This window comes from Micromonospora sp. NPDC000121 (assembly GCF_042899165.1).
In the GTDB taxonomy this organism is placed as follows: domain Bacteria; phylum Actinomycetota; class Actinomycetes; order Mycobacteriales; family Micromonosporaceae; genus Micromonospora.
Genome location: NZ_JBIAZP010000010.1, coordinates 184,990 through 199,137, shown reverse-complemented (window position 1 = coordinate 199,137; position 14,148 = coordinate 184,990). Strand labels below are relative to the sequence as shown.

14 protein-coding genes are annotated in these 14,148 nt (G+C 68.4%); 9 read left to right on the top strand and 5 right to left on the bottom strand.

Going from position 1 to position 14,148, the window contains the following annotated elements:
- Window positions 1–64: 64 nt before the first annotated feature.
- Window positions 65–1,294 carry a hypothetical protein gene (locus ACFY23_RS25315; RefSeq protein WP_350819278.1) on the top strand — a complete coding sequence of 410 codons (1,230 nt, stop codon included), beginning with the start codon at window positions 65–67 and terminating at the stop codon, window positions 1,292–1,294.
- A 408-nt stretch (window positions 1,295–1,702) separates the two neighbouring features.
- Here ACFY23_RS25315 and ACFY23_RS25310 read toward each other — a convergent pair whose 3' ends face one another.
- Window positions 1,703–2,473 (bottom strand): TetR/AcrR family transcriptional regulator, encoded by a 771-nt coding sequence (locus tag ACFY23_RS25310; RefSeq protein WP_350676669.1) that lies wholly within the window; start codon window positions 2,471–2,473, stop codon window positions 1,703–1,705.
- An 86-nt stretch (window positions 2,474–2,559) separates the two neighbouring features.
- Between ACFY23_RS25310 and ACFY23_RS25305 the strand changes: the two genes are divergently transcribed.
- Together ACFY23_RS25305 and ACFY23_RS25300 are read left to right on the top strand one after the other, a co-directional pair.
- Window positions 2,560–3,504 carry an ATP-binding cassette domain-containing protein gene (locus ACFY23_RS25305; RefSeq protein ID WP_350676671.1) on the top strand — a complete coding sequence of 315 codons (945 nt, stop codon included), beginning with the start codon at window positions 2,560–2,562 and terminating at the stop codon, window positions 3,502–3,504.
- Window positions 3,501–4,319: an ABC transporter permease gene (locus ACFY23_RS25300; RefSeq protein WP_350676673.1), complete on the top strand. Its 819-nt coding sequence runs from the start codon at window positions 3,501–3,503 to the stop codon at window positions 4,317–4,319. Before ACFY23_RS25305 ends, ACFY23_RS25300 begins: the two co-directional genes overlap by 4 nt.
- Here the strand turns inward: ACFY23_RS25300 and ACFY23_RS25295 are convergent.
- Window positions 4,298–5,644: an MFS transporter gene (locus tag ACFY23_RS25295; protein ID WP_350676676.1), complete on the bottom strand. Its 1,347-nt coding sequence runs from the start codon at window positions 5,642–5,644 to the stop codon at window positions 4,298–4,300. The genes ACFY23_RS25300 and ACFY23_RS25295 overlap by 22 nt on opposite strands.
- A gap of 136 nt (window positions 5,645–5,780) precedes the next feature.
- Between ACFY23_RS25295 and ACFY23_RS25290 the strand changes: the two genes are divergently transcribed.
- A complete protein-coding gene (locus tag ACFY23_RS25290; protein WP_350676679.1) occupies window positions 5,781–6,704 on the top strand; it encodes a helix-turn-helix transcriptional regulator in 924 nt (307 codons plus the stop codon).
- A 154-nt stretch (window positions 6,705–6,858) separates the two neighbouring features.
- Here the strand turns inward: ACFY23_RS25290 and ACFY23_RS25285 are convergent, their stop codons facing one another.
- Window positions 6,859–7,746 carry a hypothetical protein gene (locus ACFY23_RS25285; protein ID WP_350676681.1) on the bottom strand — a complete coding sequence of 296 codons (888 nt, stop codon included), beginning with the start codon at window positions 7,744–7,746 and terminating at the stop codon, window positions 6,859–6,861.
- Between the two features lie 701 nt (window positions 7,747–8,447).
- Between ACFY23_RS25285 and ACFY23_RS25280 the strand changes: the two genes are divergently transcribed.
- Window positions 8,448–9,086: a class I SAM-dependent methyltransferase gene (locus ACFY23_RS25280; protein ID WP_350676684.1), complete on the top strand. Its 639-nt coding sequence runs from the start codon at window positions 8,448–8,450 to the stop codon at window positions 9,084–9,086.
- 389 nt (window positions 9,087–9,475) lie between these two features.
- Window positions 9,476–10,150, top strand: a complete 675-nt coding sequence (locus tag ACFY23_RS25275) for a cytidylate kinase family protein (RefSeq protein ID WP_350676686.1) — start codon at window positions 9,476–9,478, stop codon at window positions 10,148–10,150.
- Between the two features lie 324 nt (window positions 10,151–10,474).
- Here ACFY23_RS25275 and ACFY23_RS25270 read toward each other — a convergent pair whose 3' ends face one another.
- Window positions 10,475–11,113, bottom strand: coding sequence for a hypothetical protein (locus tag ACFY23_RS25270; protein ID WP_350676688.1), 639 nt, complete (start codon window positions 11,111–11,113; stop codon window positions 10,475–10,477).
- Window positions 11,114–11,684: 571 nt separating this feature from the next.
- Here ACFY23_RS25270 and ACFY23_RS25265 point away from each other — a divergent pair.
- Both ACFY23_RS25265 and ACFY23_RS25260 read left to right on the top strand, forming a co-directional pair.
- On the top strand, window positions 11,685–12,092 hold the full coding sequence (locus ACFY23_RS25265) for a hypothetical protein (protein ID WP_350676690.1): 408 nt from the start codon (window positions 11,685–11,687) through the stop codon (window positions 12,090–12,092).
- A 253-nt stretch (window positions 12,093–12,345) separates the two neighbouring features.
- Window positions 12,346–12,717 (top strand): GNAT family N-acetyltransferase, encoded by a 372-nt coding sequence (locus tag ACFY23_RS25260; protein WP_350676692.1) that lies wholly within the window; start codon window positions 12,346–12,348, stop codon window positions 12,715–12,717.
- A gap of 145 nt (window positions 12,718–12,862) precedes the next feature.
- On the opposite strand, the gene ACFY23_RS25255 is transcribed toward ACFY23_RS25260, so the two are convergent.
- A complete protein-coding gene (locus tag ACFY23_RS25255; protein ID WP_350676694.1) occupies window positions 12,863–13,501 on the bottom strand; it encodes a hypothetical protein in 639 nt (212 codons plus the stop codon).
- 98 nt (window positions 13,502–13,599) lie between these two features.
- On the opposite strand from ACFY23_RS25255, the gene ACFY23_RS25250 reads away from it, so the two are divergent.
- On the top strand, window positions 13,600–14,124 hold the full coding sequence (locus ACFY23_RS25250) for a hypothetical protein (RefSeq protein WP_350676697.1): 525 nt from the start codon (window positions 13,600–13,602) through the stop codon (window positions 14,122–14,124).
- The last annotated feature ends 24 nt before the right edge of the window (window positions 14,125–14,148 follow it).

Genomic DNA, 14,148 nt, shown 5'->3' with positions numbered 1-14,148 from the left:
ATCCCGCCGCCGTACCGCGCTCGCGGCCGTGGCGGCGCTGGTGCTGGTCGCCCTGGCCGGGGCGGTGCTGCCGCTGGCGAGTACCCCCGCCGTCGATGCGGCGGCCGGCGCTGAGTCCGCGCTGCCCGACCGGGTCGGCGTGCCGCCTTTCGGCAGCCTGCACGCCACCGATCGACCGCGCCTCGGTCCCGCCTCGGTGATCTTCACCGGTCAGGCCCCGCGCCTGGTGTACAGCGGCGAGGGCAGCATCATCGCGGTCGTCGGTGCGGACACCGACCGCTACCGGATCATCAAAGGCGAAATCGAGGCGCAAGCCGGCGAGGACACGGTGCTGTCTCCCGACGGTCGCCGGGTCGCCTTCAGATCAGTCGGCTACACGCATACCCGAGTGGAGATCGTCGACCTGGTGACCGGGCACAGCCGTACCGTGGCCAGCGGGGTCTCCGGCACCGTCATGGTCGAACCGGCGGGCTGGTCGCCGGACGGTCGGGCGCTGGTCGTCCGCGACACTGTGCCGATCAACCCGGAGCGCAGCGCCTACCGGCAGGTGCTGAGCATCGTCTGGCTGGACGGCGACCGCCGAACCCGGCTGGCCGACGATTACGAGGGGAACGGGTCCCCGGTCGCATTCGCCCCGGACGGTGCACGGCTCGCCTTCCAAACCGGGCGGACGGTTGCCGTCGCCGACCTCGACGGCCGGCGGCTCTCCTCGTTCACCCTCGCGCCCGAGACGGAGCTGGCGGGAAAGGGCGCTTGGAGCACCGACGGCCGGGCGCTGACGGTCACCCGACGGGACGGCGGCAGCTGGAGCCTGCGGCGGGTCGACCCGACCACGGGCAGGGACCTCGGCGCGATGGACACGCCGGCCGTCCCCGGTGTGACCGCCATTCGGCTGCTGGGGTGGGCGGTGGATGGGACTGCGCGCGTCGTCGCTTACCAACCAGCACCCCACGCTCCGGCCGCGTTCGACGCGCCCCTCGAGATGGATCAGCGACTGGCGTACGGCAACGTCGGCACTGTGCGGGTGCTGGCCCTCGGTCGTGGCGCCGACGCTCCCACCACCCTGCTCACCGCCCCAAAAGACGTCGTCGCCATCGACGTTTCCGACGACGTGATCCGCAGCGGTCGCACCCGTGACGCAAACCCGCCCCACGGCGTAGGCCCCCGATTCTGGTTCTGGACCATCCTCATCACCGTCCTGGTGACCGGCATCGCGGCGTACCGCTGTCGCGAAGGGCTGGCGCTCTGGCTCGACAACCGGCGTGTCAGGCGTGCGCGCGGGCTGAGTGGGTGAACCTGCTCGCAAGGGCTGGAAGACCGAGTAGCACTTGGCGGATCTTTACCCGGGCCGGAAGACGCTCGCGGATGGACGACCCCCGTCGGGGGGAAAGTGACCTGACGTAGCAGCGAGTGTGATCAAGTGCCGTATCGCGTGGTCAGACGCATCGGTCGTGCCGTCGAGCATGATCGAGAGTCGCCACGCGGTACGGCGTTCGCTGACGATCCGCTGACTCTCGGATGAGGTGCTGCTTGCGTAGGTCATCAATGCGGTGACCACAAACGACCGGGTTGGCAGCTCGGGGCGGGAAGCCCCTGACACCCCGCTACCGATCCCGAAACCAATGGGCAGCGACGTGAAGGAGCGTTCCGGGGCGCCCTCGCTCCACGCCAAGATCACCCCTTAGCGCGACTTTCCCGAACGTTAGTCCTCAAGCGCCTTCCCGCCCTTCTCCGTGCGCTGACGTCGAATACTCGGCCGTGATGGGAGGGCGGCGGCGATGCAGTCGAGCACGCGCTGGAGCCCGTACCGGAACTGGTCGTCGCGGCTCAGGTGCGGCTGGCGCGCCTCCATCACGATCTTGGTGAAGATCGGGTACTTCCCGCTCTTCACCAGCCGGTCGACGTACGGGTAGCTCCGCGCCATCCACTCCGACTCGCTGAGCCCGCTGCGGCGGAATTCCTTGGCGGAGCTGATCTCCTCGCGGACGGTGCCCTCGATGTAGCCGTTCAGCATGGCTACGAGGCCGAGGTTTTCGTCGATGGAGACGAAGGCGTCGAGCACTCCCATCAGCCGTTCGATCAAGAGGAGCTGGTTGGGGCCGAAGCTGGGAAGTGACCGCTGCACGGTGGCGATCCACGGGTGCCTCAGCCACATGGCCCGCAGCCCGTCGGCGTAGCGGGTCAGATCGGCGCGCCAGTCGCCCGAGGGCATGCCCGTGACGTCGATCTCGCCCATCAGTTGGTCGGCCATGAGCTCGACCAGGTTGTCGCGGCTTGGGACGTACCGGTAGAGGGACATCGCGCCGGCGCCGATCTCGGCGGCGATCCGCCGCATGGTGGCGGCCTCCAGCCCCTCGGCGTCGGCGATCCGGATCGCCGCCTCGGTGATCTGCGCGCGGCTGTAGGCCGGCTTCGGCCCGTAGGCCGGGCGCTCGGGTCGCATCCAGATGTTCACGTACTCGGCGTCGGCCACCGTTCCACCCTTCTGGTTGCGTACATAGTACCCAGTCCCATAATCTGGCCGCCATAACCGCGTACAACGTACCCAGTGGAGGGGTCATGGCGGACCCGATCGTGGTCGCCGAGGGGCTGCACAAGTCCTTCGGCGACACCCATGCACTACGAGGCCTGGACCTGAGCGTCCCGGCAGGGACGGTCTGCGGCGTGCTCGGGCCGAACGGCGCCGGGAAGACGACCGCGGTGCGCATCCTGGCGACCCTGTCCGATCCCGATGCCGGGCACGCCCGCATCGCCGGATACGACGTCGTCCGCGAGGCCGGCAAAGTGCGCGAGCGGATCGGGCTCGCGGGCCAGTACGCCGCCGTGGACGAGAAGCTCACCGGGCGCGGCAACCTGCGCATGTTCGGGCGCCTCTACCACCTGCCCCGCCGCGAGGCGCACCGGCGGGCCGACGAGCTGCTGGAGCGCTTCGGCCTGATGGACGCTGCCGACCGCCCGGTCGCCGGCTACTCCGGCGGCATGCGGCGCCGCCTCGACCTGATCACCAGCCTCATCCTGCGCCCCGACGTGCTCTTCCTGGACGAGCCCACCACCGGCCTGGACCCGCGCAGCCGCGGCGAGATCTGGGACAGCATCCGCGAGCTGGTGGCCGACGGCACCACGGTGCTGCTCACCACGCAGTACCTGGACGAAGCCGACCACCTGGCCGACGACATCGCAGTCATCGACCACGGGCAAGTGATCGCCACGGGCACGCCCGACGAGCTGAAGGCCACGATCGGCGACCGCCTCGACGTCACCCTCGAAGACTCCGCCGCGCTACCTGCGGCGATGACCGTCCTGAACACCCTCACCGGCACCGATCCCACGACGACGGGCGCCGACCGGCTCAGCGTCGCTCTGCCGGGCGGCAGCTTCCGGCTCGCCGACGTCGTGCGCGAGCTCGACCACGCCGGAGTCGCCGCCGCCGACGTGAGCCTGCGCCGCCCCACCCTCGACGAGGTGTTCCTGCGCCTCACCGACCGCAAGGAGACCGTGCGATGACCGTCGTCACCTCACCACTGGGCCGCCTGCGCTGGACGCTCACCGACGGGCTGACCCTGGTCGGCCGCGAGCTGGGCCGGCTGCGGCAAGAGCCTGGGCAGATCGTCGCCGCGCTGGTCTTCCCGGTCATCATGGTGGTGCTGTTCGGGTACGTCTTCGGCAGCGCGATCCAGGTGCCGGACGGCGGCGACTACCGCGAATACCTCATGCCCGGCCTGTTCGCGATGGTGACCTTCTCCGCGTGGTTGGGGGTCATGACGCGGGTGGCCACCGACGCCTCCCGCGGTGTGATGGACCGGTTCCATTCCATGCCGATGGCGCGCTCGGCGGTGCCGGTCGGGCAGACCGGCGCCGACCTGCTGACCGGCCTGCTGATGCTGGCCATCATGGTGGGCGCGGGCCTGCTGGTGGGCTGGCGGCCGCACCGCGGCCTGATCCCCACGGCCCAGGCGTTACTGCTGATGATCGTGCTGCGGTACGCGCTGAGCTGGGTGGGCGTCTATGTGGGCCTGGCGGTGAAGAACGACCAGGTCGCCGACGCGATGGTGCCGCTGGGCCTGCCGTTCACGATGCTGTCCAACGCGTTCGTCCCGACCGACGGCATGCCGGGCTGGCTGCGCTTCCTCGCCGATTGGAACCCAGTGAGCGCGCTCACCGCCGCCACCCGGGAGCTGTTCGGCAACCCGGGCGCCCCGTCCGGAAACGTGGCCTGGCCACTCGCGCATCCGGTGACCGCCGTCTTGCTCTGGTCGGCCGCGCTGCTGGTGATCTTCGTCCCGCTGTCGCTCCGCGCCTACATGCGCAGAGGACGATGAACTCCAGGCACCTGATTTCGGAGGTTCGGCACCCTGCCGAGATGGCAGCGCTGGCCCCGGGCCAGCGCGTTGGTTGTCGTGGCGTCGCCCGATCCGGGCGTACGGGCGGCGCAGCGGCGGGCGATGAGGGCCAACGCCACCGCGGGGATCACCGCCAGGACGACGATGACCAGGCCGACCGCGGCGGGACCGGTGGCTCCGAGCGTGGAGGCCAGCGCCAGGCCCGCGATCCAGGAGCCGACGGCGGTACCGGCGTTGAACGCCGACACGGTCAACGAGGACCCGAGCGTGGGCGCCCGCCCGGCGAAACGCACGGCCAGGGCGATCAGCACCGGGTTCGCGCCCAGCCCGAAGAACCCGAGCAGCACGACCACACCCGCGGTCAGCCACGGCATACCCGATGCCAGGCAGATCATGACCAGCAGAATCGCGGTGGCAACGGGCGCCACAAGCGTGACCACGTGCGGGTGAGCGTCGCCGAGACGGCCGGCGACCAGTGACCCCACCAGGGCTCCGACGCCGAACCCGACCAGCGCCAGCGGCACCAGCCTCGCCGGAACACCGGCCTGGTCGGTGAGCAGCGGCGAGATGTAGGAGTACGCGGCGAGGACACCACCGGTGGTCGCCGCGCAACCGGCAAGGGCCAGCCACAACCGGCCGGAACGCAGCCCGGACAGTTCGGAACGCGCCGACACCGACTGAGCGCGTCCCTCCTCGTGCGGGACGTGACGGGCGATCAGGGCGGTGGGGGCCAGCGCCAGCACCGCGAGCGCCCAGAATGTGCCCCGCCACCCGATGAGTTGCCCGGCGAACGCGCCGAGCGGAACGCCCAGCGCCGTAGCGAGCATTCCTCCGGCGTTCACCAGACCCATGGCCCGCGCTCCGCGCGCCGGCCCGGCGACGCGGGTCGCGACCACGGCGGACAGCGCCCAGAACGCGCCGGTGGCGAACGCGGTGATCAACCGCGCCAGCAGAAGCACCGCAAAGCTGTCACCGACTGCCACGATGACGTGCCCCACCGCGAACACGGCCAGCGCGACGATCAGGGTCACGCGCTGCGGCAGTCGCAGCGTGAGCATTGCCATCAGCGGCGCACCGACGATCATCCCGATCGCGAACACCGTGATCAGCAGGCCCGCCCGAGCGACACTGACCTGCAGGTCACCGGCGATATCCGGCAACACACCTGCCACGATGAACTCGGTCGTGCCCATCAGGAACGTCCCCAGAGCGAGGATGTAGATCAACAAGGGCAGCGCAGCGGGGCGGGCCGCGCTCGCGCCGGCCCGGGAACCGCCGCTCAGGGGAGTGGTTTCTCCCTGCATACATGAACTCCTGTGCAGCTTCGGAAGCGTCTTCGCATCCATTTGAGCGCTGCACCGGGGCACGAGAAAGGTGGCGTTTATAGGGGGTACAACTTCTCCCCCCTCAAGCAGGCTTGGCCCCGCTTACCGTGGGAACATGCCCGACTCGGACGACAACCGCACCACTATTCGTGACTTCCTGATCAGCCGCCGCGCCAAGATCAGCCCCGAGCAGGCAGGGCTGCCCGCCGGTAGCCGGCGCCGTGTGCCCGGCCTGCGGCGGGAAGAGGTCGCCGTCCTCGCCGGCGTCAGCACGGAGTGGTACACGAGACTGGAGAAGGGCCACATCAGCGGAATCTCCGAAGACGTCCTCGACGCCGTGGCCCGAGCACTGCACCTCGACGACGAAGAACGCACCTACCTGTTCGACCTCGCCCATGCCGCCCGGCCGAAAGCCCGCCGAAATCCCCGACGCGCCGAAGCTAAGGTCGAACCCCACCTGCAGTGGCTGATCGATTCCATCACGATGTCGGCAGCATTTCTGCGCAACGGACGCCTCGACGTGGTGGCCAGCAATGCGCTCGCCCGCGCGCTGCACGAACCCATGTTCAGCAGCGACACCACCACAGCCAACGGCAGGGCGAACTTCGCCCGCTACCACTTCCTCGACCCGGCATCACAAGACTTTTTCGTGGACTGGGAGTCCGGCGCCGCCGCGACCGTCGCCCTGCTACGCGCCGAGGCCGGTCGACACCCCGAAGACCGGCTGCTGCGGGAACTCGTCGGCGAACTCTGCACCCTCAGCACCGAGTTTCGGACAATGTGGGCGGCGCACGACATCCGCATCCGGCACGAAGGAGTCAAACGTCTGCAGCACCCTGTCGTCGGCGCACTGGAATTGACCTATCAGCCCCTCGCACTGCCGACACCATCGCGCGCCGTACACGAACTGAGCGTGTACACCGCCGAACCTGGAACCATCCACGAAGAGCGGTTGAAAATCCTCGCCACCTGGTCCGCGACCGCCGTCGCAGAAGCCGCCCAACGCTCTTCTCGCCAGCCGTCCGGGCCGCCACCGTGACCTGCTACTCGTGCACATCAATCCCAGCCTGCGAGCGCCTACGTGTCGCCTTGCCTGCTTTCGATCTGCACAGCGCGACACCCGTCGACCCTCTTGCGGCGGACGAAGCGGGAGACGCTGCCGCTGAAGGAACACGGCAGCATCCCGCTGTAGCTCAACACTGGCTGGTCGCCGCCGTGCACAGCCGGGCGGCGGCCCGGCCGGCAAGCTGCCGTATGCGTTCCACGGTGTAGTCGTCCGTCTGCAGCACGGCGACCAGGTCGCCGACCCGCACGACGGCGTAGCGGGTGACGAGCGCGTCGCCGATCTGCCGTCCGGTGGCTTTCTCTCTGGCGACGACCTCCTGGCTCAGCAGGAGCGACTCGTCGCCGGCGAAGCTGTCGTCGAGCAGGGTCCACCGGTGCACCGCTACGGCCGGACGCTGTTCCGTCGAGGCCTCGGACGCCCCGGTGATTTGCGGGCACGCCTGGACCACCCGACGCACGTCGACGAGCACCTGCGTCCCGGTAGCGCCGGGATATCGCATGACCTCCTCGTGCACGGCCTGGCCACCGTCGTGCTCGACGTCCTTGCCCACCATGTTGATACGCATGTACCGGTACCGCTGGTAGGCGGTCACGTTCAGGTCGGGATACGCGGGACAGCTGTCGCCGTGGTTGAAGGTCCAGGTCGGATAGGTCCCCGCTTCGAAGGTGTCCTCGTTGTGCACCTGGTAACCCGGGCCAAGGTCGTCCGGCTGGAGCAGCGCCTCGGGCGGGATCTGGGCCGGATCGCCGGGCACCACGATCGCCGGAGGCGCCGTCCCGCCACCGGCGGATGCCGGTGCTCTAGCGGCCGTCGGCCGTTCGCCACCCTCGCGACCAGCGGCGACCGTCACCCCCCATACGACGGCCACGACCAGCAGCACCGCCAAGGGGACGGCGAAGCCGGCGCGTCGGGTGCGGCGCCGGGCCCAGGCGTCGATCTCCGCCGGACCCGGCCAGTGGCCCGCGGCCAGGTCGTTGGTCGGCCGGTCGCCGAGACTCTTAGGGTGCTCAGGCATCGGCGGTCTCTTCGGCACCTGCGAACCTCCCCGTGTCGGATGCAGGCTACACAAACGCGTTCTATGTGTCCGGCCGACGGGCCATTGGCGGGCTACAGGCCGGTGTCTACCGGGGTCGAACCCAGGCCATCGGCAACCCCTGTCGATGAGGAAAAACGCGTACCCCGAGCCAATCTTGTCCGATTCCAAGCGGAGAGTGCACGTGCCAGGATCGCGTATGGCCCTTGACGAAGGTTGGCCGTGCCTTGAATGCGGGCATGCGCCGCGGATCCATCCGAGGCCGGATGGTCAGGCCCTGTCCATCTGCGCGGCCTGTATCTACGAGGAGGATGAAGGGTTGCGCGACGTTGAGGCCATGTGCCGCCGGGCCTTCCCGGAGATTCGGGTGGGTGACTGATCGAAAGTCGCGGAGTGCGTGGGCAGGCGGTAGCGCCCGGCGCAGCGGAGTTGTGACCGAACGTGGCCCCAGACACGGTGAAGGTGTTTGGCGCGATCTGGATGACCCTGGCGGGACTGGAAACCCCGCAGAGAGGTTCGATGCGAGCCGGCCACAGTGCACGCTGCCGGCGACCACACCCCACTACCCTGACACCTCGCTGGTCTGCATATACATGACGGCCACGGCCGTCGCACTCGCGCGGATCGGTGGTGGCATTGCCCGAGACGACGCGACCGCGTGAGTCGGGGCTATCGTGCTCCGCATGCGCGTTCCCGGTTGGCTCGACGACACCCGGACCTCCTACGACACCGTGGCGGTCAGCTACGCCGACCTGCTGCGGGACGCCCTCGCCCGCGAGCCGTTCGAGCGGGGCATCCTGGCGCTCTTCGCCGAGCTGGTGCACGCTCAGGGGAACGGGCCGGTCGCCGATGTCGGCTGCGGTCCGGGCCGGATCACCGCATATCTGCGAGGCATCGGCCTGGACGCGTTCGGTGTCGACCTGTCGCCCGCGATGATCGACGTGGCCCGGCGGGACCATCCCGGCCTGCGGTTCGAGGTCGGCTCCATGACGGGTCTCGACCTGGCCGATGGTTCTCTGACCGGCTTGCTCGCGTGGTTCTCCTTGATCCACGTTCCCGACAACGAGGTCCCCACGGTCATCGCCGAGTTCTTTCGGGTGCTGCGGCCTGGCGGGGCCCTGCTGCTGGGCTTCCATGCCGGCGACGGCAGCAAGCTCAAGACGGAGGGCTACGGCGGACACCCAATGAATGTCTACGTGCACCGTCGGTCACCGGCCCGGGTCGCGACCTGGCTGGACGCTGCCGGCTTCACTGTCGAGGCGGAGATGTTGCATCGCTCGGCCCCGAACGTCGAGGGTGGTTTCGTCTTCGCCCATCGGTGAGGTAGGCGGAAAGGCATCGGTAATCGAGGTTGCCGAAAGGGCACAGCCTGCTCACCACCTTCGACATTCTGCCTCGGTCCGACGCCTACGGTCGATGTCAGAGGGCCTACGCGGTACGCCATCCCCATTTTGTCCGGTGCCCGATCCTCGACAGGACCGCGCGTCGAGGGCCGGCCGGCCCATCACTCAACGTGACGCACCACCGGCGGCAGAACAGTCACGCAATGCCGAGCAACCAGCGCCGGCATGACAGTGCGTTTGCGCCACGACCGCAGTCACTTCCACATGCGGCAATCTCGCTCACTCCGGCATTGGCAGGCGCGAAAGGGCTGGCGCGCATAAGGTCGGCCCGACATGGCGACCTTCGCGAGACTAGGACGGGGCAGGACATGGACCAGGGCACCCGCGACGAGTTGCTCGGCCGCCTGGCTGAGGCAGTCGGGTCCGTCACAGTCGCACATCCGACGCGGGTTGCCATCGACGGACCGCCAGCCGCAGGCAAGACCACCCTCGCCGACGAGCTGGCCGTCCTCTTGCGCGGACAGGGCCGCAACGTCATCCGCGCGACGATCGACGATTTCCTCTTCCCCCGGGCGCAGCGCTATCCGCGCGGCGAGTACTCAGCCGAAGGCTGCTACTTCGACACCCACGACTACGACGCGTTGAACCGGGTTCTGCTCGATCCGCTCGGCCCAGGCGGAGATCGACGCTTCCAACACGCGGTGTACGACCGCACCGCGGACACTGCCCTGTCCCCGCCGGTCATGACTGCCCCCGCCGACGCCGTGCTGGTCTTCGACGGCGTCTTCCTCATGCGCCCGGAACTGATTGATCGGTGGGACCTGCGCATCTTCGTGTCGACGGCACTCGAGAAGACCGTGGATCGTGCCGCCATCCGGGAGCGCCGGGTGTTATCTCGAGCCGACGTCGAACGGCGCTGGCGCGAGCGTTACATCCCCTCCCAACAGCTCTACTTCGCAACGGTCCGCCCGACCCATCACGCCAACATCATCGTGCACAACGACGAGCCCCAGCAGCCGGCCTGGGAGACCCAAACACACTGACCGCACCCAATTCGGCAGACCGGATGCCGAAGCTAGCCCGCTGTGGCTACGGTGCGTGACGCGCCCTGACAGCGGCTGGCCCGCGGGGGAGAACTCGCGTCGAACCCACGCCGTCTCGCACACCACCGACGTGTTTGCTGTCCCTCGGCAACGACGACTTCGCCGTTACCCGTCGCGAGCCCGACGCCCACTGTCGCTGAGCCTGCTTGCACTGGACGTACGTCCGGTGGTGCCGATGAGAATGCCCACCGGGTGGGGCAACGCGAAGTTGTACCACCGGCGATGCCTGACTCTGATCGGGCTGGGGGGAAGGGCGGTATGCCCTCAACGTGGGTTGTCATTGGGAGACGTGTGGGGGACCGATGGCGGTAGCCCGTAAATGCCGGTCGCAGTCACGGTGGCATCGTCGATCGTGCTCGGATCGATGCTCCAGCGACCGGCCATCGCCATCACGTCGGACTCGGACGGCGTCGTCGCGTACCAGGCTGTCCACTCCTCGTCCGACCAGTGTTCCCACCCGGGCTCTGTACCGCGAATGCCGATGCCCAACCCGATCTCGTCGGCTGTTGGATCACCGACGAACAGCGGCACCTCGCCTCGCTCGCCGATGAAGCAGTAGGCGCGCAACAGCTCACCATCCAGTGCCCGGGCCCAGGCGCGATAGTCCGGGACACGCTCGTTGACGAAGAACTGCACCTCGCCCAGGTGTCGGCTCAGCTTCCTGAGCCAGTCGGGGAAGGGCGGCTCGGTCGCGTCGAAACCCGTCGGCATATGCAGCCGGCTGTGGGCGAGGGTCCAGCCTGGCACCGGTGCGGCCACGTACACGCCGTACCGGTAGGCCCGGTCGGTGCCGGTGGCCCAGTCGAGGACCTCCCGGTCGTGCAGCTCAAGCGCATCGGCGACCTCCCCAGGGGTCCGGTCTCGGACAGCCAGCCACGACGTCTTATAACTGAACCCGGCCACGCTGCCATGATCCCAGGAGCCTGTTCACGACTGCCCGGAGACGTCCTGATTTACCGCGATCCGCGCGCTACGGAACAGTTCCAGTCGCGCGACAGTGAAGATCCGCACATACCGCTTTCCGTGCGCCGAGCCCGCAGCCGCTGACGGGCGTACGGTCACGGCTGGTCAGTAGCGGATCAGCCGGTGCAGCCGTACGAACGTCTCGCTGAAGCCGAGCGCCGGCCAGGCCCGCGAGGAGAGCAGTTGGTCACCCGCCAGTCCGTGACCACGCTGTCGAACCCGGCCGACACGGCCGAGTTGATGACGGCTGTGCCGAGAGACCGTCCGGCGCCGGTGCCACGGGCGTGCTGGAAGACCGCCGCGAACCCGAGGAACCCGGCGGGGTCCGGGCGGGCCAGGCTCAGGTGCCCGCTCGACTTCTCCAGCGCGCAGCCGACGGCCGAGCCGCACCTCGACCCAGGCTGGCCGGGCTGCGGTCGTAACACCAGTAGATGAGAAGCCGATGAGCGGACATCGATCAATGTGGTGTCGCTGTCTTCGGCCGCCAGCCCCTTGGGCCTACCCTCCCAACATGACGGGCGCCGTGGCACCGAAGGTGGGCATGACGATCAGCATCCGGACACGACGCGATGTCGTCGTGGTAGACCCGGACCGGTTTCTGGCCGCGGCACGGCAGGCGCTGCGCGACCGTCACCCGGGTCTGACCGGCGCCGAGGCAGCCGAGGCGGTGGCCGACGTCCACGACGCCGTACACGCCCTGCTCGATCGGGACGGAGCGCTCGCCGCCGACGCCGTGGACGGCGAGGCGGTCGGCATTGGTGGACTCTTGCCTGGCACTCGGGTCAGCGACCGGCCGGACGGTCTGTCGCCCGCCGGTTGGCTGCAACAGGTGGTACTCGATGATCCGCAGCCGCTGCAGGACTATGGCTGCTTCCTTCCTGCGGATCCCTTTGCGGTGCCCCGTACCCGCGGCGGTTAGCGGCAACGATTGCCAGGCGCCGCAGATAACTGAACGCGCGCAGCGGCATGCGCACGATTATGCGCAGATCCGTGTATGCGGCCGACCTGATGCTCGCGCGGACAATGGGGGCAGCCGTCCACCGATTGGCGTGGGACCATCACGCTGTGCCTGAGTTGATCGTACGGGACATGACGAGGAACGAGTTCGAGGAGTGGCGTGACCGCACCATCCGATCATTCGCGGATGAGCAGGTAGCTGCCGGTAACTGGCGGTGGACGAGGCCCTCGAGTTGGCCACCAAGGCAAACGACGTCCTGTTGCCGGAGGGCTTTGCGACTGCCGGAATGCTGTTCTTGAGGGCCGTGCTTCCCGACGGCGCCTACGTTGGCGTGTTGTGGCTGGGCTTGACGCACCCGCGCGGTGCGCCCGACTGCGCGTTCATCTACGACATCGAGATCGATGAGGCGTACCGCGGAGCCGGCTACGGACGCGCGCTCCTGGCTGCTGCCGAGGACGCAGTGCGCTCCCGTGGCGTGGGTCGCCTGGAGCTCAACGTCTTCCGCGACAATGCCCGGGCGATCCGGCTGTATGAGACTTCCGGCTATCGTGTCGTGACACAACAGATGCGTAAATCGCTCAATTGACCAAGAGCCAGATCGTTTGCCGCCGCCGGTGCACTGATCTGCCGCCGACCGTGCGTCTGCTGTTTCCAGGCATAACCGCGTTGCGTCGATGAGGATGCATTGGCCGAGGCGGGCGTTGCCTCTGTTTGTTGGGTAGGGCCGGCTGCTACACGAGGCGCGGCTTGATGTCGATCCACTCGCGCAGCTGGGCGGCGAGGTGCGTGTCGTGGACTTCGTCCAGGTGCCACTGGGCTGCGCTGATGAGATTCTTCGCCTGCCGGGAGTGGCGCATCTGTGTGAGCTCAAGACCGCCGAGGTCTTGCCGGTCGGCGAGCGTGGCCACCTCGTTCAGACCGACTGGGAGGGCGTCCAGGCAGGCCCGGACGATCTCGTCAGCCGACGGCAGTGCCGCCAACTCGACCCCCGCACGGCGCATGTCCGCCGCGAAGTACGCCAGCTTCTCGGCGCTGTCGGCTCCGGTGAACACACCCCGGGCCCGTCCCTGCCGCAGCAGCCAGAGCTTCAGCTCCGCCCAGTCCGGCCGCCGGGCCGACCGGTCCCTCAAGTGTTGATCGATGACCAGCAGCAGGCACAACCACCAGTTAGCGCGCTCGCGAGGCGCTGGCTGGCGGCCGTCCAGCCACTGCCGGCGCTGATGCTCATCGAGGTGAAGTAGATGGATCAATCCGTCCTTGACGGCCTGGCGTTGCCCGCCGAGTCTCCGCGCGGCCACAAGTTCGGGCGGATGGGGTGCGCTGATCGACCAGACGTCACCGGCATCGATCACCTCCTGGGTGGTGGCCACGAGGAGGGATACCCGCGACTCGGCAAGCCAATACCGTCGATAGTCCGCATCGGCCTGGTCGGTGATTTCTTGCAGGCGGTCTGCCGAAACTACTGGTGATGGCCGCCTCCGGGGACGTTCTGAGGCAGTGGTCACTGCCGGAGCCGGTGGTCATCTCCGATGCCGGCGGCAGCTACGGAGTCAGCAACGATGGCCATGTCACGTTCCTCAGCGGTCGACGCACGGTCATGACTTTTCATCCGGTGAGCGGTGTGCAGGTGTTGTGGCACCACGAGCGTGATCTCCGCCCACAAACGCCGATCCTTCACGGTGACACGCTGTGGCTCGTCGAAGACGCCGGTGTCGCGGTCATCGACCTGATTCATAATGCCGTCATCGACGTACGGCATCTACCGCACGGCGTTGTCCGCGCCTCGGCCCTGGTGCCCGGCGGCGCGCTGTTCGCCTTCACGGACGGTTCGCTGGCTACCATCGACCGCGTCGGCAACGCCGTCGCCCGCGAACGGCTATTGGCGCGGGTTGACCGGCTGGTTCCCGCAGACAACGGTCCGGTACACGCAATCGGCGAAGGCCACCTCGTCACGCTCGATGTTCCGACCACGGCAACCGCCCCGCTTCTTTAGCGAGCATCCGCTCATGCGCAGACC